At 69.0% G+C, this 21,789-nt stretch carries 20 protein-coding genes and 1 pseudogene; 15 read left to right on the top strand and 6 right to left on the bottom strand.

All coding sequences use genetic code 11. From position 1 onward, the window contains the following. The first annotated feature begins 53 nt into the window (after window positions 1–53). From AB0M54_RS07520 to AB0M54_RS07495, 6 genes are all read left to right on the top strand, one after another. On the top strand, window positions 54–995 hold the full coding sequence (locus AB0M54_RS07520) for a branched-chain amino acid ABC transporter permease (RefSeq protein WP_364325282.1): 942 nt from the start codon (window positions 54–56) through the stop codon (window positions 993–995). Beyond that, complete coding sequence (locus tag AB0M54_RS07515; RefSeq protein ID WP_364325279.1) at window positions 992–2,143, top strand: branched-chain amino acid ABC transporter permease; 1,152 nt, start codon at window positions 992–994, stop codon at window positions 2,141–2,143. Before AB0M54_RS07520 ends, AB0M54_RS07515 begins: the two co-directional genes overlap by 4 nt. Further along, on the top strand, window positions 2,136–3,032 hold the full coding sequence (locus tag AB0M54_RS07510) for an ABC transporter ATP-binding protein (protein WP_364325276.1): 897 nt from the start codon (window positions 2,136–2,138) through the stop codon (window positions 3,030–3,032). Before AB0M54_RS07515 ends, AB0M54_RS07510 begins: the two co-directional genes overlap by 8 nt. Continuing rightward, on the top strand, window positions 3,022–3,732 hold the full coding sequence (locus AB0M54_RS07505) for an ABC transporter ATP-binding protein (protein WP_364325273.1): 711 nt from the start codon (window positions 3,022–3,024) through the stop codon (window positions 3,730–3,732). Before AB0M54_RS07510 ends, AB0M54_RS07505 begins: the two co-directional genes overlap by 11 nt. Window positions 3,733–3,874: 142 nt before the next feature. Further along, the gene (gene polA, locus AB0M54_RS07500) at window positions 3,875–6,568 is read left to right on the top strand and encodes a DNA polymerase I (protein WP_364325270.1); all 2,694 of its coding nucleotides are present in this window, start codon (window positions 3,875–3,877) and stop codon (window positions 6,566–6,568) included. Window positions 6,569–6,683: 115 nt separating this feature from the next. Continuing rightward, window positions 6,684–7,058: a metalloregulator ArsR/SmtB family transcription factor gene (locus AB0M54_RS07495; RefSeq protein ID WP_364325267.1), complete on the top strand. Its 375-nt coding sequence runs from the start codon at window positions 6,684–6,686 to the stop codon at window positions 7,056–7,058. Window positions 7,059–7,083: 25 nt separating this feature from the next. Here the strand turns inward: AB0M54_RS07495 and AB0M54_RS07490 are convergent. Together AB0M54_RS07490 and AB0M54_RS07485 are read right to left on the bottom strand one after the other, a co-directional pair. Further along, window positions 7,084–7,197 (bottom strand): annotated as a pseudogene (locus tag AB0M54_RS07490) (DUF3140 domain-containing protein); the annotation flags it as partial. A gap of 10 nt (window positions 7,198–7,207) precedes the next feature. Continuing rightward, entirely contained in the window at window positions 7,208–8,002 is a 795-nt protein-coding gene (locus AB0M54_RS07485) for a class I SAM-dependent methyltransferase (protein ID WP_364469741.1), read from the bottom strand. A gap of 310 nt (window positions 8,003–8,312) precedes the next feature. Between AB0M54_RS07485 and rpsA the strand changes: the two genes are divergently transcribed. From rpsA to AB0M54_RS07470, 3 genes are all read left to right on the top strand, one after another. After that, the gene (gene rpsA, locus AB0M54_RS07480) at window positions 8,313–9,836 is read left to right on the top strand and encodes a 30S ribosomal protein S1 (protein ID WP_364325261.1); all 1,524 of its coding nucleotides are present in this window, start codon (window positions 8,313–8,315) and stop codon (window positions 9,834–9,836) included. A gap of 82 nt (window positions 9,837–9,918) precedes the next feature. Next, on the top strand, window positions 9,919–10,776 hold the full coding sequence (coaE, locus tag AB0M54_RS07475) for a dephospho-CoA kinase (RefSeq protein ID WP_364469739.1): 858 nt from the start codon (window positions 9,919–9,921) through the stop codon (window positions 10,774–10,776). Continuing rightward, complete coding sequence (locus tag AB0M54_RS07470) at window positions 10,773–11,630, top strand: HAD family hydrolase (protein WP_364325256.1); 858 nt, start codon at window positions 10,773–10,775, stop codon at window positions 11,628–11,630. The genes coaE and AB0M54_RS07470 overlap by 4 nt, the downstream gene beginning before the upstream one ends. A 31-nt stretch (window positions 11,631–11,661) precedes the next feature. Here the strand turns inward: AB0M54_RS07470 and AB0M54_RS07465 are convergent, their stop codons facing one another. Continuing rightward, window positions 11,662–12,084 carry a DoxX family protein gene (locus tag AB0M54_RS07465; protein WP_364469737.1) on the bottom strand — a complete coding sequence of 141 codons (423 nt, stop codon included), beginning with the start codon at window positions 12,082–12,084 and terminating at the stop codon, window positions 11,662–11,664. A gap of 449 nt (window positions 12,085–12,533) precedes the next feature. Between AB0M54_RS07465 and uvrB the strand changes: the two genes are divergently transcribed. The 3 genes from uvrB (at window position 12,534) to AB0M54_RS07450 (ending at window position 16,014) form a co-directional block, all read left to right on the top strand. Next, window positions 12,534–14,657, top strand: coding sequence for an excinuclease ABC subunit UvrB (gene uvrB, locus AB0M54_RS07460; RefSeq protein WP_364325250.1), 2,124 nt, complete (start codon window positions 12,534–12,536; stop codon window positions 14,655–14,657). Between the two features lie 69 nt (window positions 14,658–14,726). After that, the gene (locus AB0M54_RS07455) at window positions 14,727–15,227 is read left to right on the top strand and encodes a SigE family RNA polymerase sigma factor (RefSeq protein WP_364325247.1); all 501 of its coding nucleotides are present in this window, start codon (window positions 14,727–14,729) and stop codon (window positions 15,225–15,227) included. Further along, window positions 15,220–16,014, top strand: coding sequence for a hypothetical protein (locus tag AB0M54_RS07450; protein WP_364469735.1), 795 nt, complete (start codon window positions 15,220–15,222; stop codon window positions 16,012–16,014). The genes AB0M54_RS07455 and AB0M54_RS07450 overlap by 8 nt, the downstream gene beginning before the upstream one ends. A 61-nt stretch (window positions 16,015–16,075) precedes the next feature. Here AB0M54_RS07450 and AB0M54_RS07445 read toward each other — a convergent pair whose 3' ends face one another. Beyond that, window positions 16,076–16,366, bottom strand: a complete 291-nt coding sequence (locus AB0M54_RS07445) for an antibiotic biosynthesis monooxygenase family protein (RefSeq protein WP_364325241.1) — start codon at window positions 16,364–16,366, stop codon at window positions 16,076–16,078. 351 nt (window positions 16,367–16,717) lie between these two features. Here AB0M54_RS07445 and AB0M54_RS07440 point away from each other — a divergent pair, with 351 nt between their 5' ends. Continuing rightward, on the top strand, window positions 16,718–17,722 hold the full coding sequence (locus tag AB0M54_RS07440) for a TerC family protein (protein ID WP_364325238.1): 1,005 nt from the start codon (window positions 16,718–16,720) through the stop codon (window positions 17,720–17,722). Between the two features lie 29 nt (window positions 17,723–17,751). Here AB0M54_RS07440 and typA read toward each other — a convergent pair whose 3' ends face one another. Continuing rightward, window positions 17,752–19,614: a translational GTPase TypA gene (gene typA / locus AB0M54_RS07435; RefSeq protein ID WP_364325235.1), complete on the bottom strand. Its 1,863-nt coding sequence runs from the start codon at window positions 19,612–19,614 to the stop codon at window positions 17,752–17,754. A gap of 270 nt (window positions 19,615–19,884) precedes the next feature. Here typA and AB0M54_RS07430 point away from each other — a divergent pair, with 270 nt between their 5' ends. Next, complete coding sequence (locus tag AB0M54_RS07430) at window positions 19,885–20,310, top strand: 50S ribosomal protein L11 (RefSeq protein ID WP_364325232.1); 426 nt, start codon at window positions 19,885–19,887, stop codon at window positions 20,308–20,310. 29 nt (window positions 20,311–20,339) lie between these two features. Here the strand turns inward: AB0M54_RS07430 and AB0M54_RS07425 are convergent, their stop codons facing one another. Beyond that, complete coding sequence (locus AB0M54_RS07425) at window positions 20,340–20,963, bottom strand: ATP-dependent Clp protease proteolytic subunit (protein WP_364325229.1); 624 nt, start codon at window positions 20,961–20,963, stop codon at window positions 20,340–20,342. A 94-nt stretch (window positions 20,964–21,057) separates the two neighbouring features. Here AB0M54_RS07425 and AB0M54_RS07420 point away from each other — a divergent pair, with 94 nt between their 5' ends. Continuing rightward, window positions 21,058–21,768, top strand: coding sequence for a GntR family transcriptional regulator (locus AB0M54_RS07420; RefSeq protein ID WP_364325226.1), 711 nt, complete (start codon window positions 21,058–21,060; stop codon window positions 21,766–21,768). Window positions 21,769–21,789 lie beyond the last annotated feature (21 nt).

The raw sequence follows: 21,789 nt of genomic DNA, 5'->3' as shown, positions 1-21,789 counted from the left end.
GCGGCCGGGGGTGTCCTACGCCCTCGGCCGTATCTGGTGCATAAGGAGTTTTTGTGAATTTCGACGAACTCTTCGGGCACCTGGGTCAGCACACGGTGGACGGCTTGGCGAAGGGCTCCATCTATGCCCTCGTCGCGCTCGGCTACACGCTGGTCTACGGCGTTCTGAAGCTGATCAACTTCGCCCACTCCGAGGTCTTCATGGTCGGCACCTTCGCCGTCGTGGGCACCTGGACCCTTCTGGGCGCGACCAACAACCCGGGGATCGGCATGATGCTGGTCTTCCTGGCGGCTGGTCTGGTGGCCGGGGCCCTGGCCTCCGGCGCCACCGCCGTGGCGGTCGAGCGCATCGCGTACAAGAGATTGCGGTCCATGAACGCACCACCCCTGGCGTTCCTGATCACCGCGATCGGCCTCTCCCTGGTCCTCTCCGAGGCCTTCGGGGTGTGGCGGGGACGCCTGGTCGTCGGTATGCCGACGATCGTCCCGCAGAAGGTCGTGTTCAGCATCGGCAACACGTCGGTCTCGAACACCCAGCTGCTCACGATCATCGCGGCCATCCTGATGATGATCGGCCTCGACGTGTTCATCAACCGCACGCGGTACGGCCGTGGCGTGCGCGCGGTGGCGCAGAACCCGGACACCGCGGCGCTGATGGGCGTCAACAAGGACCGGGTGATCATGCTGATCTTCCTGCTCGGTGGTCTTCTGGCGGGGGCCGCCGCGCTGCTCTACGCGGTCCGGTACGGCAACACCCGGTTCAACGTCGGCTTCGTGCTCGGCCTCAAGGCGTTCACGGCGGCCGTGCTGGGCGGCATCGGCAACCTCCGGGGCGCCCTGGTCGGCGGTCTGGTCCTGGGCGTGATCGAGGTCTGGGCGGCTACGCTGACCTCGTCCAACTGGGAAGACGTCGCCGCGTTCGTCGTACTGGTCCTGGTGCTGCTGTTCCGGCCGACCGGTCTGCTGGGTGAGTCGCTGGGGAGGGCCCGGGCATGACACAGACGGTTGAGAAGGACGCGGACAAGCCTCAGGGCAAGACCCGCGTCAGCATCGGCGACCGGTGGCGGGCGCTGCCCAAGTGGCAGCGCTGGATCGGTTACCTGGCCGGCATCGTCTTCCTCTACTACCTGCCGCTGCTCGGCATCCCCGGCCTGACCTGGCTGCGGACCGACTACATCGCGAACGGCAACAACTGGGCCGGTGTGCTGTTCACCTGCGCGGTCTACGTGCTGATCGCCCTGGGCCTGAACGTGGTGATCGGGCTGGCCGGCCTGCTCGACCTCGGATATGTCGGGTTCTACGCGGTCGGCGCCTACAGCGTCGCGCTGTTCGGATCCCGGCAGTCACCCGTCGTCCAGGCGATCCAGGAGCGGTTCGGACTGAGCCAGGAATGGGCGATGGCCTGGGCCGTGTGCATCATCATCGCGCTGGTCCTGGCGATGATCTCCGGTGTGCTGCTGGGCTGGCCGACGCTGCGGCTGCGCGGTGACTACCTGGCCATCGTGACGCTCGGCTTCGGCGAGATCATCCAGCGCGTGGTGCGCAACTCGGTGAGCTGGTCCGGTGGCCCGGCCGGGGTGGCGGCCATCCCCGGGCCGCAGGGCGCGCCGTCCGCCGACAACAACGTGTTCGGCCTGCTCGACGCCAAGCCGTGGTACTGGCTGGCGCTCAGCGTCGTACTGCTGATCGTGTTCCTGGTCCGCCGGCTGGAGAACAGCCGGGTCGGCCGGGCGTGGCTGGCGGTGCGTGAGGACGAGGACGCGGCCGCGGTGATGGGCGTCTACCCGTTCAAGTTCAAGCTGTGGGCGTTCGCGATCGGGGCGGCCCTCGGTGGCCTGTCCGGTCTGCTGTTCGCCAGCCGGGCCGGGTTCATCGAGCCCAACCAGTTCAACGCGCAGCTGTCCATCCTGTTCGTCGCCATGGTCGTGGTCGGCGGCGCGGGCAACATGGGCGGCGTTGCGATCGGCGCGTTCATGCTGGCGTACCTGCCGGAGCGGTTCCGGGACTTCGCCGAGTGGCGGTTCCTGGTCTTCGGTCTGGCGCTCGTCATCATCATGCTCATCCGTCCGCAGGGCCTGCTTCCCAGCCGGCGGCGGGCGCGCGAGCTGAAGGACCGACAGGAGGAGGTGCCCGCCGGTGTCTGACCTGACTCGTACGGTGCTGCTCGACGTCGACAACGTGACGTTGAAGTTCGGCGGCGTGGTGGCTCTCAATGAGGTGAGCTTCAGCATCCACCGGGGCGAGATCCTCGGCCTGATCGGCCCGAACGGCGCCGGCAAGACGACCTGCTTCAACGTCATGACCGGCGTCTACAAGCCGACCTCGGGCAAGGTGACGTTCGACGATCAGCGGATCACCGGGCGTCGCCCGCACGAGATCAACCACATGGGTGTGGCCCGGACGTTCCAGAACATCCGGCTGTTCCCCGAGATGACCGCGCTCGAGAACGTCATGGTCGGTACCGACTCCCGACACAAGACGAGCGTCGTCGGCGCGTTGTTCCGGCTCTACCGCGTGCGGGTCAAGCCGGACGAACTGCCCCAGGTCGACTCGGACAACGGCGTCATCCGGTTCACCCAGCAGGTCCGTCGCTGGGGCGCCAAGACGTTCGGGCTGTCCCGGCACACCCTGGAGGAGCGAGCCGGCGAGAAGAAGTCGCTCGACCTGCTCCGCTTCGTCGGGATCGAGCACCGGGCCAACGAGGAGGCGCGCAACCTGCCGTACGGCGACCAGCGCCGCCTCGAGATCGCCCGGGCGCTGGCCACCGAGCCGAAGCTGCTCTGCCTGGACGAGCCGGCCGCCGGCTTCAACCCGGCCGAGAAGGAGGCCCTGCTCCAGCTGATCCGCAGGATCCGCGACCTGGGTTACACCGTGTTGCTGATCGAGCATGACATGCGGCTGGTCATGGGCGTGACCGACCGGATCGTGGTGCTGGAGTTCGGCAAGAAGATCGCGGAGGGCACCCCGGCCGAGGTCCGGGACAACCCCAAGGTCATCGCCGCTTACCTGGGGGAGACCGCAGATGCTTCTTGAGCTGGACGAGATCGTCGTCAAGTACGGCCGGATCGAGGCCTTGCACGGCATGTCCATCCATGTCGACGAGGGTGAGATCGTCGCCCTGATCGGGGCGAACGGCGCCGGCAAGACCACCACGATGCGTGCCATCTCCGGACTGAACCCGCTGGCGTCGGGCAAGATCCGGTTCGACGGCAAGGACATCAGTAACCTGCGGTCCGACCTGCGGGTGCCCCTGGGCATCTGTCAGTCGCCGGAGGGCCGGGGCATCTTCCCGGGCATGTCGGTCCTGGAGAACCTCGACATGGGCGCCTTCACCCGGCGCGACACGGCCGAGGTGGCGAAGGACCTCGACCGGGTGCTCACCCTGTTCCCGCGGCTGGCCGAGCGGCGCAAGCAGGCCGGTGGCACCCTGTCCGGCGGCGAGCAGCAGATGCTCGCGGTCGGCCGGGCGCTGATGGCGCGGCCGCGGCTGCTCCTGCTGGACGAGCCCTCGATGGGTCTCGCCCCGATGATCATCCAGCAGATCTTCGACATCATCACGGAGATCAACCAGCAGGGCACCACGGTGCTGCTGGTCGAGCAGAACGCCCAGCAGGCGCTGTCCCGGGCCCACCGGGCGTACGTGCTGGAGACCGGCCGGATCGTCAAGCAGGGCACCGGTCAGGAACTGCTGCACGACGCCTCGATCAAAGAGGCGTACCTCGGCGTCGCCTGATCGTTTAGTACCGCCTGGTCGCAAATTCGCTTTCGGGGCGTATCACCTCAGGGCGAATTTGAGACCAGGCGCCGGGGGCGGCCGCGTTTCGCGTGGCCGCCCCCGGCGTTTGTGTCACACCCCCCGACTAGAGTCGTCACCCGTGAGCGCTGAAGCCAAGAACCGCCTGCTCCTGCTCGACGGCCACTCGCTGGCCTATCGCGCGTTCTTCGCGCTGCCGGTCGAGAACTTCTCCACCCAGACCGGGCAGCCGACCAACGCGGTGTTCGGCTTCACGTCGATGTTGATCAACATGTTGCGTGACGAGCAGCCGACCCACATCGTGGTCGCCTTCGACGTCTCCCGGCATTCCTTCCGCACCGACAAGTACGCCGACTACAAGGCCGGCCGGTCCGAGACACCGCAGCCCTTCCAGGGTCAGGTCAGCCTGATCAAGGAGGTGCTCGAGGCGTTGCGGATCCCGGTGGTGGAGAAGCCGGGCTACGAGGCCGACGACGTGATCGGCACGCTCGCCACGCAGGGGATCGAGGCCGGCATGGAGGTCATCATCTCCACCGGCGACCGAGACGCGTTCCAGCTGGCCGGCGAGCACACGACGATCCTCTACCCGGTGCGCGGCGTCTCCGAGGTGTGGCGGATGACGCCCGACGCGATCGAGGCGAAATACTTCGTCCGCCCCGATCGCTACCGCGACAAGGCCGCCCTGGTCGGCGAGACCAGCGACAACCTGACCGGTGTGCCGGGCGTCGGTGACAAGACCGCGGCGAAATGGATCAACGAGTACGGCGGCCTGGACGGCATCATCGCCGCCGCCGACAAGATCAAGGGCAAGGCGGGCGAGAACCTGCGCGCCCACCTGGCCGACGTGATGCGCAACTACGAGCTCAACAAGCTGGTCTGCGACCTCGAGCTGCCGCTCGGCCCCGACGACGTCAAGTGGCACGGCTGGGACCGCGAGGCGGTGCACCAGGTCTTCGACGCGCTCGAGTTCCGGGTGCTGCGCGAGCGGTTGTATTCCTACCTCGAGGCGGTCGAGCCCGAGGCCGAGTCCGGGTTCGACCTGTCCGGCAGTGTGCTGCGCGCCGGTGGGGTGGCCGGCTGGCTGGGCGAGCACGCCGGCGAGGCGCCGGTCGGGGTCGCCGTCACCGGCACGTTCGGGCGCGGCAGCGGCGAGCTGACCGGCGTCGCGGTGGCCACCGGCGACGGCCCGGCCGCCTGGTTCGACCCGGCGGCGCTCGACGAGGCCGACGAGCAGGCGGTGGCCGCCTGGCTGGCCGACGCGGCGCGGCCCAAGGTGATCCACGACGCCAAGCCCGCGAGGCTGGCGTTCCGGGCCCACGGCTGGGCGCTGGCCGGCGTACGCGTCGACACCGCCCTGGCCGCCTACCTGGCCAAGCCCGACCAGCGGGCGTACGACCTGACCGATCTCGCCCTGCGCTACCTCAAGCGCGAGCTGCGGGTCGACACCCCCGACGACGGCCAGCTCACCCTCGACGTGCTGGGCGACCAGGAGGAGGACGTCGCCGAGCAGAACGTCATGCTCCGGGCCCGCGCCACCCTCGACCTGGCCGACACCCTGACCGAGGAGCTGTCCCGCGACGACGGCGCCTCACAGCGCCTGCTGATGGAGGTGGAACAGCCGCTGTCGGTGGTGCTCGGCGAGATGGAACACGTCGGCATCGCGGCCGACACCGAGTACCTCTCCGAGCTCGAGGCCCACTTCGCCGCCGAGGTGAAGTCGGCCCAGCAGGGCGCACACGAGGTGGTCGGCCGCGAGTTCAACCTCGGCTCACCCAAGCAGCTCCAGGAGATCCTGTTCACCGAGCGCGGGCTGCCCAAGACCAAGCGGATCAAGTCGGGCTACACCACCGACGCCGACGCGCTGCAGAGCCTCTTCGCCCAGACCGGCGACCCGCTGCTGGCCCACCTGCTCCGCCACCGTGACGTGGCCAAGCTCAAGTCCACGGTGGACGGCCTGCTCAAGTCGGTCTCCGACGACGGGCGCATCCACACCACGTTCAACCAGACGGTGGCCGCCACCGGCCGGCTCTCGTCGACCGACCCCAACCTGCAGAACATCCCGATCCGCACCGAGGAGGGCCGGCGGATCCGCCGCGCGTTCGTCGTCGGCGCCGGCTTCGACCAGCTGATGACCGCCGACTACAGCCAGATCGAGATGCGGATCATGGCCCACCTGTCCGGCGACCAGGCGCTGATCGAGGCGTTCAACACCGACTTCGACTTCCACGCGATCACCGCGTCGTCGGTGTTCCACGTCCCGGTCGAAGAGGTCGTGCCCGACCAGCGGCGCAAGATCAAGGCGATGAACTACGGCCTGGCGTACGGTCTGAGCGCGTTCGGCCTCTCCAACCAGCTGAGCATCTCCACCGAGGAGGCTCGCGGGCTGATGGAGGAATACTTCACCCGGTTCGGTGGGGTCCGCGACTACCTCCAGGCCGTGGTGAAGCGGGCGGTGCAGGACGGCTACACCGCGACCATCCTCGGCCGCCGGCGTTACCTGCCCGACCTGACCAGCGACAACCGCCAGCGGCGCGAGATGGCCGAGCGGATGGCGCTGAACGCCCCGATCCAGGGCTCGGCGGCCGACATCATCAAGGTCGCGATGCTCAAGGTCGACGAGGCGCTGCGCGGGTCCGGGCTGCGGTCGCGGATGCTGCTCCAGGTGCACGACGAGCTGGTCTTCGACGTGGCGCCGGGGGAGCGGGAGCCGCTCGAGGAACTGGTCCGGCGCGAGATGGGCGCGGCCTACCCACTGTCGGTGCCGCTCGAGGTGTCGGTCGGCGCGGGCCGCGACTGGAACGGCGCCGACCACTGAGCGTCATATCGATGTGAACTCTGTGAACCGGTGCAGGGATTTCGGCAAACCTCGAAGCAAGCAGCTCCGACCTGCGCAGACAATGGACTTGCGAGGCTTTGCTTAGCTGTGCCACATGCCAGGCTCTTCCATGGACACGACGTCACGCACAGACACGCCCGCGTGGCAACCGATCACGCGGAGTGCGCTCGACGCCGAGCAGGCGACCGCGTTCGCGCCGATGTTCAAGGCCCTCGGCGACCCGGTCCGCCTTCGGCTACTCTCGATGATCGCGTCGGCCGGCGGCGGTGAGGTCTGCGTCTGCGACCTCACCGGGTCGTTCGCGCTGACCGGTCCGACCATCTCGCACCACCTCAAGGTGTTGCGGGAGGCCGGTCTGGTCGACAGCGACCGCCGCGGCACCTGGGTCTACTACCGGCTGGTGCCCGCGGCGATCGCCCTGATGGCCGGTCTGATCGCCGTGACCGACGCGGTCGGCGTGGCCGTCTGACCGGCGCCGGCGCGCCGCCGGCCTTCTGCCCGACCTCGCGTGACTCGTCGGTCTTCAGCCACTTCTCCAGCCGCGAGGCGGTCACGGTGACCGCCTCGCCGAACTCGGTCCGCGTCTCGTCCGCCGTCTTCGTGGTCATTTCTGGTCATTCACCCGTTGTCGCAGACGAAGATCGCGGTGCCGGGGAAGAGCCGGCCGCGCAGCGGGCTCCACTGGCCCCAGACCTGCTCGTGTCCCTCGGGCCACTCCGGCTCGACCAGGTCCCGGATCCGGAACCCGGCCGCCACCAGCTCGCGGATCCGGTCGCCGAGGGTCCGGTGCTGCTCGACGTAGGTCGGCGTGCCCGACCCGTCCTCCTCGACGTACGGCCGGCGGTCGAAATACGAGTTGACCGCGAGCAGGCCGCGCTCGTCCGGCTCGTCGAGGAAGACCCAGCGCATCGGGTGGGTGATCGAGAAGACCCAGGGGCCGCCCGGCCGGAGCACGCGGGCCACCTCGCGCATCACCGCGCCCGAGTCGGTCACGAACGGGACCGCGCCGAAGGCGGTGAACACGATGTCGAAGCTGCCCGCGGCGAAGGGCAGCGCCAGCGCGTCGGCCTGGACGAGCGGTACGCGTACCCCGGAACGGTCTGAGGTCTCGCGTGCCTGCCGCAACATGCCCGCCGAGAGGTCGAGGGCGACCACCTCGGCGCCGGCGCCCTGGAGCCAGCGTGAGCCGGACGCCGCGCCACACCCCAGCTCGAGCACCCGGCGGCCGCGGACGTCGCCGAGCAGCCCCGCCTCGGCCTCACGCAGCCCCTCGGGGCACCAGACGAGGTCGACGTCGCCCAGGAAGGCGCCGTGCTCGTCCTGATATTCGTCGGCGTCGGCGTCCCACCACCCGCGGCTCGCGACCCGGCTCTCGGCATCCGACACGGGCCGACGGGTAACCTTATCGATCACTGCGCTAGCCTAGACACATCAGGGACGGCCCCAAACCGGGGCAAACCTCGCGTCTCGGTGAAGTTTCTGCCCGGGTCCTCGGGAGGGCTTGCAACCTGTGGTAATGCGCACGGTAAGCTAGTCGATGCGCTCGCGGATCGTGTACCTCGGCAGGGAGCAGGTTCCGCAAGTCGTCGGTTTCAGCCCGTTCTACGTCGTCTTGATCAGACCGCCCGTCATGATCACTGAAGGATGTTCGTGCTGTGCCCGCCGGCAGTTCCGCGGGGCGCGAGAGACACCACGACACCATCCGTTCGGAGCAACAGTCCACATGACGAGCAGCATCGAGGCCACCTCGAGCGCCAACAAGGTCACCGTCGACGATCTCGGCTCGGAGGAAGCATTCCTCGCGGCCATCGACGAGACCATCAAGTACTTCAACGACGGCGACATTGTCGAAGGCACCGTCGTCAAGGTCGATCGGGACGAGGTCCTGCTCGACATCGGCTACAAGACCGAGGGAGTGATCCCCTCTCGTGAGTTGTCGATCAAGCATGACGTGGACCCCGCGGAAGTGGTGTCGGTCGGTGACCACATCGAAGCCCTCGTCCTCACCAAGGAGGACAAGGAAGGCCGCCTGATCCTCTCGAAGAAGCGCGCTCAGTACGAGCGCGCCTGGGGCACCATCGAGAAGATCAAGGAGGACGACGGCGTCGTGCGCGGCTCCGTCATCGAGGTCGTCAAGGGCGGCCTCATCCTCGACATCGGTCTCCGGGGCTTCCTCCCCGCCTCGCTGGTCGAGATGCGTCGTGTCCGTGACCTGCAGCCGTACGTGGGCCGCGAGCTCGAAGCCAAGATCATCGAGCTGGACAAGAACCGCAACAACGTGGTCCTGTCCCGCCGGGCCTGGCTCGAGCAGACGCAGTCCGAGGTCCGCACCGAGTTCCTCAACAAGCTCCAGAAGGGCCAGGTCCGCAAGGGCGTCGTGTCCTCCATCGTCAACTTCGGCGCCTTCGTCGACCTCGGCGGTGTTGACGGCCTGGTGCACGTCTCCGAGCTCTCCTGGAAGCACATCGACCACCCCTCCGAGGTCGTCGAGGTCGGCCAGGAGGTCGAGGTCGAGGTGCTCGACGTCGACCTCGACCGCGAGCGTGTCTCGCTGTCGCTGAAGGCGACCCAGGAAGACCCGTGGCGTCAGTTCGCCCGGACCCACGCGATCAACCAGATCGTGCCGGGCAAGGTCACCAAGCTGGTTCCGTTCGGCGCGTTCGTCCGCGTCGACGACGGCATCGAGGGCCTGGTGCACATCTCCGAGCTGGCCGAGCGTCACGTCGAGCTGCCCGAGCAGGTCGTCCAGGTCGGTTCGGACGTCATGGTCAAGGTCATCGACATCGACCTCGAGCGTCGCCGGATCTCGCTCTCGCTGAAGCAGGCGAACGAGAACTTCGTGGAGGGCGAGGAGCACTTCGACCCCACCCTCTACGGCATGGCGGCCACCTACGACACCGAGGGCAACTACATCTACCCGGAGGGCTTCGACCCCGAGACGGGCGAGTGGCTCGAGGGCTTCGACAAGCAGCGCGAGACGTGGGAGAAGCAGTACGCCGACGCCCGCGAGCGCTGGGAGGCCCACACCAAGCAGGTGCAGGCGTCCCGCGAGGCCGACGCCGAGGCTGCTCTCAACCCGACTCCGGCCGTGATTCCCGGCGCTTCCTCCTCCACCCCCGGTGGCGGCGGCGGCGCGACCTCCTCGAGCTCGCCGGCCCCGGCGCGCGCGTCGGAGGAGCCGGCCGGCACCCTGGCCACCGACGAGGCGCTCGCCGCGCTTCGCGAGAAGCTGGCCGGCGGCAAGTGAACTAACTCCGCCCTGTAGTAAGGCAGGCCCGCCCGCGACCCCGGTCGTGGGCGGGCCTTCGCCTTTCCGGAATACTCGACCCGTGCTGAAGGTGGGTCTGACCGGCGGGATCGGTGCGGGCAAGAGCGCGGTGGCGGCTCGGCTCGCCCGCCGGGGAGCGGTCATCGTCGACTCCGACAAGCTGGCCCGCGAGGTGGTCGCGGCCGGAACCGACGGTTTGGCCGAGGTGGTGGCCGCGTTCGGCGACGGGGTGCTCGGCCCCGGCGGCGAGCTCGACCGCCCCGCGCTGGGGGCCAAGGTCTTCGGCGACGACGAGGCCCGCCACCGGCTCGAGAAGATCATTCATCCCCGGGTACGCGCCAGAGCGCACGAGCTGGCCGCCGCCGCGCCCGCCGACGCGATCCTGGTCAACGACGTCCCGCTGCTGGTCGAGACCGGCCAGGCGCCCTCGTACCACCTGGTCCTGGTGGTGACCGCCGACCTGGATACCCGGGTCCGCCGGCTGGCCGAGACCCGCGGCATGCCGGCCGACCAGGCCCGTTCCCGCATCGCCGCCCAGGCAAGCGACGCCGAGCGGGCCGCCGTGGCCGACGTGCTGATCCCCAACGACAGCGCCCTCGACGAGCTCGACGCCTTCCTGGCCGCCCTGTGGCGCGACCGGCTGGTCCCGTTCGAGGAGAACCTGCGCCTGGGCCGCGCCGCTTCCGGCGACCGTGCCGTGCCGCCCGCGCGCCTGGTCGCCCGCGTCCAGCATGCCCTCGGCGCCGAGGCCCGGATCACCGTCAGCGGCTCCGACCTGATCGTCGAGGCCGGCGCCGCCGACCAGGCCGATCGGCTCACCGCCGCCGGCTTCCCGCGGATCGCCCCGGGGGAGTTCGCCAGCGCCGACCCCGGCTGCCCGGTCACGGTGCGCGTCCGGGCGGAAGGCCCGCAGCGGTGAGCGAGCTGTTGATCTCCGACCTGGACGGAACGCTGCTGCGGCCCGACGGCACCCTGGGCGCCCGCAGCGTGGACACGATCAACCGCTTCCTGGCCGACGGTGGGCTGTTCACGTACGCGACCGCCCGATCCTTCGCCTCCGCCGGGCAGGTGACCGCGGCCCTCGACCTGACCCTGCCGGTGATCACCTACGGCGGGGCGATGATCGTCGACCCCCGCACCGGCGCGGCCCGGCCACCCCGCCTGCTCGACGCGGCGGTCGTCGAGACCGTGCTCGCGCACACCACGGCCCACCCCGATCTGCAGCCCGTCCTGTTCGTCATGCGTGAGGACCGCGACCGCCTCTGCTTCCTCGCCGATCTCGCCACCCCGGCCATGTCCCCGTTCCTCCAGACCCGGCGGGATGACCCGCGGCTGCTCCCGTTGACCTCGTGGGCCGAGATCGACCCGGCCACCGTCATCAGCATCGCGCTGCTCGGCGACCCGGCCCGGCTGGCGCCGCTCCGTACCGCCCTCGAGGTCCACGCGGCGATCTGCCACACGGTCTACAGCGAGGACGTCTACGTGCGGGGCACCTGGTGGCTGGAGCTGACCTCGGAGCGGGCGACCAAGGCGGCCGCCCTGGCCGAGGTGCGCGAGGAGGTCGGCGCGACGTCGCTGATCTGCTTCGGCGACAGCCCGAACGACCTGCCGATGTTCGCCGTCGCCGATCGGGCCGTGGCGATGGCCAACGGCGTCCCGGAGGTCCGCGCGGCGGCACACGAGGTGATCGGCGGCAACGCCGACGAGGCCGTGGCCGCCTTCATCGAGAACCTCAGAACTGTGCTTCCTCCCGCCGCCTCCGACAGATGCTGACGGAGGCGGCGGAACTAGCAACAGACGTTCATCAGCTGCTGGTTACGAGGTCCTTGGTTCTGGCGTCGCGGCGGAAGGCGGCGTCGAGCGACCACGGGCCGGCGCCGAGCACCGCGATGGCCAGGAAGGCCCAGCAGTAGAGGGCGGCCGAGGCGCCGCCGTTCTGGGTCGGCAGCAGGGCCTGGGGCTGGTGGACGGTGAGGTACGCGTACGCCATCGAGCCGGAGGCCACGATCGCGGCCGGCGTGGTGAACAGGCCGGCCAGCACGAAGAGTCCACAGACGAGCTGGATCAGGCCGGCCCACCAGCCCGGCCACTGACCGAGGGGCGCGGCGTGCTTGCCGGCGGCGCCGAGGACGCCGAACACGGTGACCGTGCCGTTGAGGGTGAACAGCAGGCCGACCACGATGCGGAAGAGCGACCAGATCGGTCCGGCGTACTTGTGCGTGCTCATGGTGCTCCCTGGCTTCTGGGGTCATGGAGATTGATACACGCTAATAAGTTGCAAGCTCAATCTTCAAGAAGCCGCAGGTAGACGCCGTATTGCCGGGTTGTTAGCGCCGCTGGTGACGGGTGGTATCTCAGAAACTACTCAGAGTGTGTTGAGTGCGTCACAGGCAGGCTCAGCGTCACAGGAGAAATAATGGGCCGCTCGCGGCGGCCGGCCCGTGAAGGCCATCGGTTCGCGCTCGCCGGTATGACCCGGGTGCTGCGATCTCGATGCCCGGCGGGGAGGGACCGTGTGGTGGGTCCGGAAGCCTCGCCGGGCGGCCGCCGCAAGCGGCCTACCGCACCAGAGTAGGACCCCCGTGCCCGGTTGCATCCGGCGGCGAGGCGAATTGGCATCACCCGCAAACCGCGGCCGGGCCGAACTTGTCGTACCCCCGACGTACCGTGGTCAGCATGGCGCTCGACATCCCACGACTCGACGGCCGCTTCGAGGTCATCAGTGAATTCCAGCCGGCCGGTGACCAGCCGACGGCCATCGCCGAGCTCGATCGACGGGTGCGCCGGGGCGACCGCAACACCGTGCTGCTGGGCGCCACCGGCACGGGCAAGTCGGCCACCACGGCCTGGCTGATCGAGAAGCTGCAGCGGCCGGCGCTGGTGCTCGCGCCCAACAAGACGCTGTGCGCCCAGCTCGCCAAGGAGTTCCGCGAGCTACTGCCCAACAACGCGGTCGAATACTTCGTCAGCTACTACGACTACTACCAGCCCGAGGCCTACATCGCGCAGTCCGACACCTACATCGAGAAGGACTCGTCGGTCAACGAAGAGGTCGAGCGGCTGCGTCACTCGGCGACGATGTCGCTGCTGACCCGGCGCGACACGATCGTGGTGGCGACCGTCTCGGCGATCTACGGCCTGGGTACGCCTCAGGAATACATCGACCGGTCGGTGACCGTGAAGGTCGGCGCCGAGGTCGACCGCGACAAGCTGCTGCGCCGCCTGGTCGACATTCAGTATTCGCGCAACGACATGGCCTTCCAGCGGGGCACGTTCCGGGTGCGGGGCGACACGCTCGAGATCATCCCGGCGTACGAGGAACTCGCCGTGCGCATCGAGCTGTTCGGCGACGAGGTGGAGAAGCTCTACTACCTGCACCCGCTGACCGGCGAGGTGGTCCGCGAGGTCGACGAGCTGGTGATCTTCCCGGCCACCCACTACGTGGCCGGCCCCGAGCGGATGGAACGGGCGATCGGCCAGATCGAGGCCGAGCTGGCCGACCGGCTGGCCGAGTTCGAACGACAGGGCAAGCTGCTCGAGGCCCAGCGGTTGCGGATGCGGACGACCTACGACATCGAGATGATGCGGCAGGTCGGGTTCTGCAACGGCATCGAGAACTACTCGATGCACATGGACGGGCGAACCTACGGCGAGCCGTCGTACACGCTGCTCGACTATTTCCCCGACGACTACATCACCGTCATCGACGAGTCACACGTGACGATCCCCCAGATCGGCGGCATGTACGAGGGTGACGCCTCGCGCAAGCGGATCCTGATCGAGCACGGCTTCCGGCTGCCCAGCGCCGCCGACAACCGGCCGCTGCGGTTCGACGAGTTCCTCGAGCGGGTCGGTCAGATGGTGTTCCTGTCCGCGACCCCGGGCCCGTGGGAGATGCAGCAGGCGCAGGGCGAGTTCGTCGAGCAGGTGATCCGGCCGACCGGCCTGGTCGACCCCGAGGTCGTGGTCAAGCCGACCAAGGGCCAGATCGACGACCTGATGCACGAGATCAAGCTGCGCACCGACAAGGACGAGCGGGTCCTGGTCACCACGCTGACCAAGAAGATGGCCGAAGACCTCACCGACTACCTCCTCGAGAACGGCATCCGGGTGCGCTACCTGCACTCCGAGGTCGACACGCTGCGACGCGTCGAGCTGCTCAAGGAACTGCGCAAGGGCGACTACGACGTGCTGGTCGGCATCAACCTGCTGCGTGAGGGCCTCGACCTGCCCGAGGTGTCGCTGGTGGCGATCCTCGACGCCGACAAGGAGGGCTTCCTGCGCTCCGGCCGCTCGCTGATCCAGACCATCGGCCGGGCGGCCCGGAACGTCTCCGGCGAGGTCCACATGTACGCCGACAAGATGACGCCGTCGATGAGCGCCGCGATCGAGGAGACCGACCGCCGCCGGGCCAAGCAGGTCGCCCACAACGAGGCGAACGGCATCAAGCCGACGGCGTTGCGGAAGCGGATCCACGACATCCTCGACGACATCTACAAGGAGGCCGAGGACACCGACGCCGCGGTCGGCACCGCCGCGGTCGTGGGCGGCGGCGGGCGGCAGATGTCGCGGGGCAAGGGCCCGGTCCCCGAGACCCGGTCGAAGCCGCCGCGCTCGGCGGCCACGCCGGCCCGCGAGGGCATGGCCCGGGCCGAGCTGGCCCAGCTCATCCAGGACCTCAGCGACCAGATGCTCGGCGCCGCCCGCGAGCTCCAGTTCGAGCTCGCGGCCCGCATCCGCGACGAGGTCAAGGAGCTCAAGAAGGAACTCCGCGGCATGGACATGACCGGCGTGAAATAGCACGCAACCGATCAACCCCCGGGCTGCGTGTCTCCGGATGACACCGCGGAAGCGACATCGGGGGACGACGTGACGGACGAGGAATACCGGGCCTGGTACGCGGCCGCCTACAGCCGGGTGGTGGGCCAGGTCTATCTGATGACCGGCGACCTCAGCGAGGCGCAGGACGTCGTGCAGGAAGCGTTCATCCGCGGGTGGAACCGGCGCCGGTCGTTCGCCCCGGGTGACTCGCCGGACGCCTGGATCCGGACGGTGGCCCGGCGGCTGGCGGTGAGCCGGTGGCGGGCCGCCCGGTCCACCCTCGCCGCGTGGCGCCGGGCCGGCCCGGCGCGCGACGATCCCGGGCCCGGTGTGGAGACGCCGCTGATCGTGGCCGCCCTGGCCCAGCTGCCCGAGGCGCAACGCCGCGCGATCGTTCTCCACCACCTCTGTGACCTCAGCGTCGACCAGGTGGCGGCCGAGGTTGGTGTGCCGGCCGGAACCATCAAGGCCCGGCTGTCCCGGGGCCGGGCCGCCCTGCGTGAGCTGCTGTCCGCCGACGAGTTGATCCTGGAGGCGCGCCATGCCTGAGCTGGACGAACTGCTTCGCGTCGCCGCCGACGACGCCACCACCCGGGCCCGGCCCGGCGACTTCGACGCGGTCGTGCTGGGCGCCCGCCGCCGTCAGCGACGTCACCGCTGGTCGGCGGTCGCCGGCGCCGGTGTGCTGGCGGCCTGCGTGGCCGCCGGGACCGTGGTCGTCGTGGACGGTCCCGATCCCGCGCCGCCACCGCCGTCGGTCCTCACCGTGGCCGAGCGCGACCCGGTGCTGGCGCCGCTGGTCGTCGACATCCCGGTCATCGCGTGGACGCCGGACCCCGGTCGGTCCGTTGACGACGCCTGGGGGCCCCTGCCGGGGGTCTCCGCGGTGCTCTGGTCGAACGACGACGAGTCGGTGCCCGACCTGGCGGCCGCGTTCCGGGCCGCTGGTGTCACCGGACCGGCGATGATCCCGACCGGCACCCAGTCGCTGACCGAGGTTCGACACTTGGCCGAGCGGCTCCGAGACGCGCCGGGAGTGCGGGACGCCCGGGTGACCACGGTGCGGGGGATGCGGTTCGTCGTCACGGTGCGGAAGCGGCTGGGCGCGGACGAGAAGCCCGGTGGCAACCCGCTGATCGGGGAACCCGGCATCCGGTGGGGCGCGAGCAACTTCAAGCACCGGCCCGGCGGCGACAAGGACTGGACGATGAACGCCTGGTACCTCGACGGCGGGGTGGACCGGGCCGGCCTGGACCGGATCCGGTCGATCGCCGCGACCGCCTGGGGCATCCGCCCCGACCAGGTGATCATCAAGCCTCAGCCGATGACGCCGTAAACGTGTGTTTCAAGCCCGGCCGGAGCCTTGCCGCGGCCCTGGCCGGGTCATGAAACACGGCCTAGCTGACGTCGGTGAAGTGCTCGACCAGCGGCGGGCCGGCGAAGTGGGGCCCGATGAAGCCGCGCCACTGCTGGAACTTCTCGGTGGCGCGGAAGTTCTGGTCGTGGGCCTCGACGCTGTCCCACTCGATCAGCAGGACGAAGCGGGTGGGCGACTCGATGCCGTGGGTCATCCGCACCGAGCGGCAGCCCTCCACATCGTCGAACAGGGGCCGGGCCTGGCGGTAGGCGTCGGCGAAGGCGTCTTCGTGGCCGGGGATCACGTCGATGAGCGCGACTTCGAGAACCATGATCGCAGCCTGCCACATCGCGGAGTGAGAAATGAATGAGCTAGCCTCCTAGGATGTCTCACAAGGTGTGTAGTGGGAGGATTGCGCCAGGTGACGGGGAGATGTCGCGCACTTCTTGCCGGAGACATGTGTGGAAACGAAGCAGGATGCGACACAATGGCGAGGTTGCAAGGGGAGTATTCCTGCCGCGCCGGTCTCGTCAACACGGTTCTGATCCTCACCCGGGGGTTGGTCCCGGGGCCGGCGGTCGCGGCCAGATCAGCTGGTCGCGGCGGAAGAGACCTTCGACAGCCGCACGTCGCTGGATCCCCCATCTGGCGATAACTCGTGTCTGCCGGAGGTTCCCCGACCGTGATTGTCTCCAGCTGGGTGTGGATCGCCACCCTTGCCGCGCTCGTCGTGATGCTCGCCGTCGACCTGTTGATCGTCGGCCGCCGGCCACACGAGCCCAGCATGCGCGAGGCCGGCTCCTGGGTGGGGTTCTACGTGGGGGCGGCCCTGCTCTTCGGCGCCGGCATCTGGATCTTCGCGGGCGGTACGGCGGCCGGTGAGTTCTACACGGGCTGGCTGACCGAATACAGCCTGTCGGTCGACAACCTCTTCGTCTTCGTGATCATCATGGCCCGGTTCTCCGTGCCCCGGGTCTTCCAGCAGAAGGTGCTGCTCATCGGCATCGTGCTGGCCCTGGTCATGCGCGGCCTGTTCATCGCCGCCGGCGCCGCCCTGATCGCGGAGTTCTCCTGGGTCTTCTACATCTTCGGCGCCTTCCTCGTGTACACCGCGATCACGCTGCTCAAGCAGGGCGAGAACGACGAGGACGACTTCAAGGAGAACATCCTCATCCGGTGGGCCAAGAAGGCCTTCCCGATCTCCTCGTCGTTCGGCGACGGGCGGATGACCACCACGGTCGCCACCACCGGGAAGCGGCTGTTCACGCCGATGCTGATCGTGATGATCGCGATCGGCACCACCGACCTGATCTTCGCGCTCGACTCGATCCCGGCGATCTTCGGCATCACCAAGGAGCCGTACCTGGTCTTCACCGCGAACGTCTTCGCGCTGATGGGCCTGCGGCAGCTGTTCTTCCTGCTCGGTGGCCTGCTGGAACGCCTGGTCTACCTGAACATCGGGCTGGCCTTCGTGCTCGCCTTCATCGGCGTGAAGCTGGTCCTCGAGGCGCTGCACACGAACACGATCAGCTTCATCAACGGCGGCCACGGCTTCCACTGGGCACCGGAGATCCCGATCTGGCTGTCTCTGCTGGTCATCCTCGGGACGCTGGGCATCGCCACGGTCGCGAGCCTGGCCAAGTCGTCACGGGACAAGAAGAAAGAACTGGTCGGGGCCCGCGTCTGACGACACGGGCCCCAGGGCTCAACCATTGATCACTGGTGCTTGCGCCGGGCCGCGGCCCGGCCGCGGATCTGCTGGTCGAGAACCACCTTGCGGATGCGTACGGCGGCCGGCGTCACCTCGACGCACTCGTCCTCGCGGCAGAACTCGAGGGCCTGCTCCAGGGACAGCTTGCGCGGCGGGATCAGCTTCTCCGTCTCGTCGGAGGTCGACTGCCGCATGTTGGTGAGCTTCTTCTCCTTGGTGATGTTCACGTCCATGTCGTCGGCCCGCGAGTTCTCGCCGACGATCATGCCCTCGTACACCTCGGTGGTCGGCTCGACGAACAGCGAGCCGCGCTCCTGCAGGTTGGTCATGGCGAACGCGGTCACCGGGCCGGCGCGGTCGGCCACCAGGGAGCCGTTGCTGCGGGTCCGCAGCTCGCCGAACCACGGCTCGTAGTCCTCGAAGATGTGGTGCATGATGCCGGTGCCGCGGGTGTCGGTGAGGAACTCGGTGCGGAAGCCGATCAGGCCGCGCGCCGGGACCAGCCACTCCATGCGCAGCCAGCCGGTGCCGTGGTTGATCAGCTCCTCCATCCGGCCCTTGCGGGTGGACAGCAGGCTGGTGATGGCGCCCATGTATTCGTCGGGGGCGTCGATGGTGAGGCGCTCGACCGGCTCGTGGATCTTGCCGTCGACCAGCCGGGTGACGACCTGGGGCTTGCCGACGGTCAGCTCGTACGACTCGCGCCGCATCTGCTCGACCAGGATGGCCAGGGCGAGCTCGCCACGGCCCTGCACCTCCCACGCGTCGGGCCGCTCGGTCGGCAGCACGCGCAGCGAGACGTTGCCGACCAGTTCGCGGTCGAGCCGGTCCTTGACCATGCGGGCGGTGACCTTGCTGCCCTTCACCTTGCCGACCATGGGTGAGGTGTTGGTGCCGAGGACCATCGAGATGGCCGGCTCGTCGACGGTGATCAGCGGCAGCGGGATCGGGTTCTCGGCGTCGGCCAGCGTCTCGCCGATCATGATGTCGGCGATGCCGGCGACGGCCATGATGTCGCCCGGGCCGGCGCTCTCGGCCGGCTTGCGGTCGAGGCCCTCGGTGATCAGCAGCTCGGAGATGCGGACGTTGCTGACGCTGCCGTCGGTCTTGCACCAGGCGACGGTCTGGCCCTTGCGGATGGTCCCCTGGTGGACGCGGCAGAGCGCGAGCCGGCCGAGGAAGTTCGAGGCGTCGAGGTTGACGACGTGGGCCTGGAGCGGCGCGCCCTCGGTGTAGGTCGGCGCGGGGATGGTCTCGAGGATCGTGCTGAACAGCACCTCGAGGTCGGTGGTGTCCTCGGGGATGGTGCCGTCCTTGGGCTGCTTCAGCGAGGCGACGCCGTCGCGGGCGCAGGCGTAGACGATCGGGAACTCGATCTGGTGCTCGTCGGCGTCGAGGTCGAGGAACAGCTCGTACGTCTCGTCGACGACCTCCTTGATGCGGGCGTCGGGCCGGTCGACCTTGTTGATGATCAGGATGATCGGCAGCTTGGCCTGGAGCGCCTTGCGCAGCACGAAGCGGGTCTGCGGCAGGGGGCCCTCGGAGGCGTCGACGAGCAGGGCGACGCCGTCGACCATGGTGAGGCCGCGCTCGACCTCACCGCCGAAGTCGGCGTGGCCCGGGGTGTCGATGATGTTGATGGTCACCGGCTTGCCGTCGGCCGGTTGGTAGCTGATGGCGGTGTTCTTGGCGAGAATGGTGATGCCCTTTTCCCGCTCCAGATCCATGGAGTCCATGGCGCGGTCGGCCATCTCGCCGCGGGCGTGGGACTGGCTACCCTGCCGCAGCATGGCGTCGACCAGGGTGGTCTTGCCGTGGTCGACGTGCGCGATGATGGCGACGTTGCGTAGGTCCGAACGGGTCTGCATGCTCCCATTGTCGCGGGCGGTGGTTGCGGACGCCGCCCCGGGGGTGTATCACGTACGCCACCTCACACTGGGTCTTTTGGTTGGACCATCCCGACCTGGCCGCCGGTAGGCGAGCACGGGCGGCTACACTTGTCGCTGGAAACCCGTGATCCCTGCTGTTTTGACCCTCTTCTGGGCGCCGCTGTAAGGTCTCGGGGTTGTTGTGCGTTCAGATGCTCGCGAGGCTCCGACTTTCGGCCCGTGCAGCACACCAGAAGGAGCCTGAAAGCAATGCCGCCCAAGAAGAAGACCCATGAGGTAACCCTCGCGCTTGAGGCGGGTAACGCCGCGATGGTCGACCTCGGAAAGATGCTCGGCCCGACCGGCGCCAACATGCGCGCCGTCAAGGTGGAGTACGACGAGGCCACCTCGAAGAACCGGGGCGAGATCATCCCGGTCATCGTCTCGGTGTTCGAGGACCGCTCGCACCAGCTGACCTACAAGACGCCGCCGACCAGCTTCCTGATCCGCAAGGCGCTGGGTATCCAGTCGGGCGCGTCGAACCCGCTGACCCAGACCGTCGGCACGTTGAGCCAGGACCAGGTGCGGTCGATCGCCGAGCGCAAGATGCCCGACATCAACGCCAACGACATGGACGCCGCGGTCAAGATCGTCGCCGGCACGGCCCGTTCGATGGGTGTCAAGGTCGCTGAGTAACCAGCTTCGGACTGCGGGGCCCGCCTGATTCAGGCGGGCCCTTTGTCGTCGCCGACGATGGTCTCGATCAGGCCGTAGTCGCGGGCCTCGGTGGCGCTCATGACGCGGCCGGTGGACAGGTCGTCCTCGATGCGGCTGCGGGTCTGGCCGGTCATCTCGACCAGCCGCAGCACCATCTCTTCCAGCTCGCGCAGGTGTTGGCCGGCGGCGGACGCGACCTCGTCGGCGGTGCCGGTGACGCCGGCCGTGCGCGGCTCGGTGAGCCGGAAGCGGGCATGGCGGTAGGCCGACCGCTGACTGGCCGCGGCCAGCACCGCGAGCGTCGCCCCGCCGGCCTCGCTGGTGACCACCGCGTGCACCGGCGAGATCATCGCGTCGATCACGTCGGTGATCGCGTGGGCGGCGCCGAGCTCGCCGCCGGGGCTGGCCACGTGCAGTTGGACCGGGGCGGGACCGGCCGCGTCGAGGGTGAGCAGGGCGGCCGCGATGCCGGTGGCGTCGCCGGCGGTCAGCGCGCCGCGCACCATGACGATCCGCTGGTCGAAGAGGCGTTCCTCGAGCCAGCCGGGCACCTGGGCGCCCGGGCCGGGGACCGGGGGCGGGGACCACGGGTCGGTGGGCCGGTCGGGTCGCGGTTGCCAGCGAACGTCCATCGCTCGAATCTAGCCAGCCGGCCGGCCGAACGCGGAGGGCTTCCGCTGTGGGCGGACGAAACGCATCGATAATCAGCAGCGCTTAGGGTGAGGCATGCCTGGTCCGCGACGGCGATCGATCCTGATCTCGCGGCTCGCGGACAAGCCCGTCGGCAGCCCGCAGAGCGTGATCCTGGATGAGGTGCGCGCGGCCATCCTCGACGGTGAGGTGCCGCCGGGTTCGCCGATCCCGGTCGATCAGGTCGCGGCCGCGTTCGGGGTGAGCCGGATCCCCGTACGCGAAGCCTTGATGACCTTGATCGGTGAGGGTCTGGTCGATCATCGGCCGAACGGCGGCTACCGGGTCGCGATGATGACCGCGCGGGAGTTCGGCGAGTTCTACCTGGTGCGCGAGGCCCTGGAGACGGCGGCGCTGCGGGCGGCGGTGGCGCTGGCCGGCCCGGACGACGACGTGTCGGCCCGGGAGGCGCACGCCGCGCTCGACGCCGCCGTGACGCTGGGCGACGTGCGGGCGCATCATCGGGAGAGCCGCCGGTTCCATCTGGCGCTGATCCGCCCGTGCCGGATGAGTCGCCTGCTGCACATGCTGGACACGGCGTGGAACATGACCGAGCCGCTGCAGCCGATGTCCCATCTGGAGAGCGTCGAGCGGGAGTCGTTGCACGGCGACCACGCGGAGATGCTGGCGGCGTTCGGCGACCGGGACACCGACCGGCTGCTGGCCGTCTGCGCGGCTCATCATCGGCGGTTGCAGGCGTTCATGGCCACCTTGTCGACCCGGGAAGATATACCGTTCCAGTCATAATCCCGTAACAGTCCGTTCTTA

This window comes from Actinoplanes sp. NPDC051470, from assembly GCF_040682035.1.
GTDB lineage: Bacteria > Actinomycetota > Actinomycetes > Mycobacteriales > Micromonosporaceae > Actinoplanes.
Note: the sequence above shows the minus strand (reverse complement) of the source record. Positions and strands in the feature narration are given on the sequence as shown.

What these genes read in the sequence shown, in the direction of transcription:
- typA (WP_364325235.1), bottom strand. Translation starts at nt 19,614, where the DNA reads ATGCAGACCCGTTCGGACCTACGCAACGTCGCCATCATCGCGCACGTC.
- AB0M54_RS07425 (WP_364325229.1), bottom strand. Translation starts at nt 20,963, where the DNA reads ATGGACGTTCGCTGGCAACCGCGACCCGACCGGCCCACCGACCCGTGG.
- AB0M54_RS07420 (WP_364325226.1), top strand. Translation starts at nt 21,058, where the DNA reads ATGCCTGGTCCGCGACGGCGATCGATCCTGATCTCGCGGCTCGCGGAC.
- rpsA (WP_364325261.1), top strand. Translation starts at nt 8,313, where the DNA reads ATGACGAGCAGCATCGAGGCCACCTCGAGCGCCAACAAGGTCACCGTC.
- AB0M54_RS07465 (WP_364469737.1), bottom strand. Translation starts at nt 12,084, where the DNA reads ATGAGCACGCACAAGTACGCCGGACCGATCTGGTCGCTCTTCCGCATC.
- AB0M54_RS07445 (WP_364325241.1), bottom strand. Translation starts at nt 16,366, where the DNA reads ATGGTTCTCGAAGTCGCGCTCATCGACGTGATCCCCGGCCACGAAGAC.
- uvrB (WP_364325250.1), top strand. Translation starts at nt 12,534, where the DNA reads ATGGCGCTCGACATCCCACGACTCGACGGCCGCTTCGAGGTCATCAGT.
- AB0M54_RS07515 (WP_364325279.1), top strand. Translation starts at nt 992, where the DNA reads ATGACACAGACGGTTGAGAAGGACGCGGACAAGCCTCAGGGCAAGACC.
- AB0M54_RS07430 (WP_364325232.1), top strand. Translation starts at nt 19,885, where the DNA reads ATGCCGCCCAAGAAGAAGACCCATGAGGTAACCCTCGCGCTTGAGGCG.
- AB0M54_RS07495 (WP_364325267.1), top strand. Translation starts at nt 6,684, where the DNA reads ATGCCAGGCTCTTCCATGGACACGACGTCACGCACAGACACGCCCGCG.
- AB0M54_RS07450 (WP_364469735.1), top strand. Translation starts at nt 15,220, where the DNA reads ATGCCTGAGCTGGACGAACTGCTTCGCGTCGCCGCCGACGACGCCACC.
- AB0M54_RS07505 (WP_364325273.1), top strand. Translation starts at nt 3,022, where the DNA reads ATGCTTCTTGAGCTGGACGAGATCGTCGTCAAGTACGGCCGGATCGAG.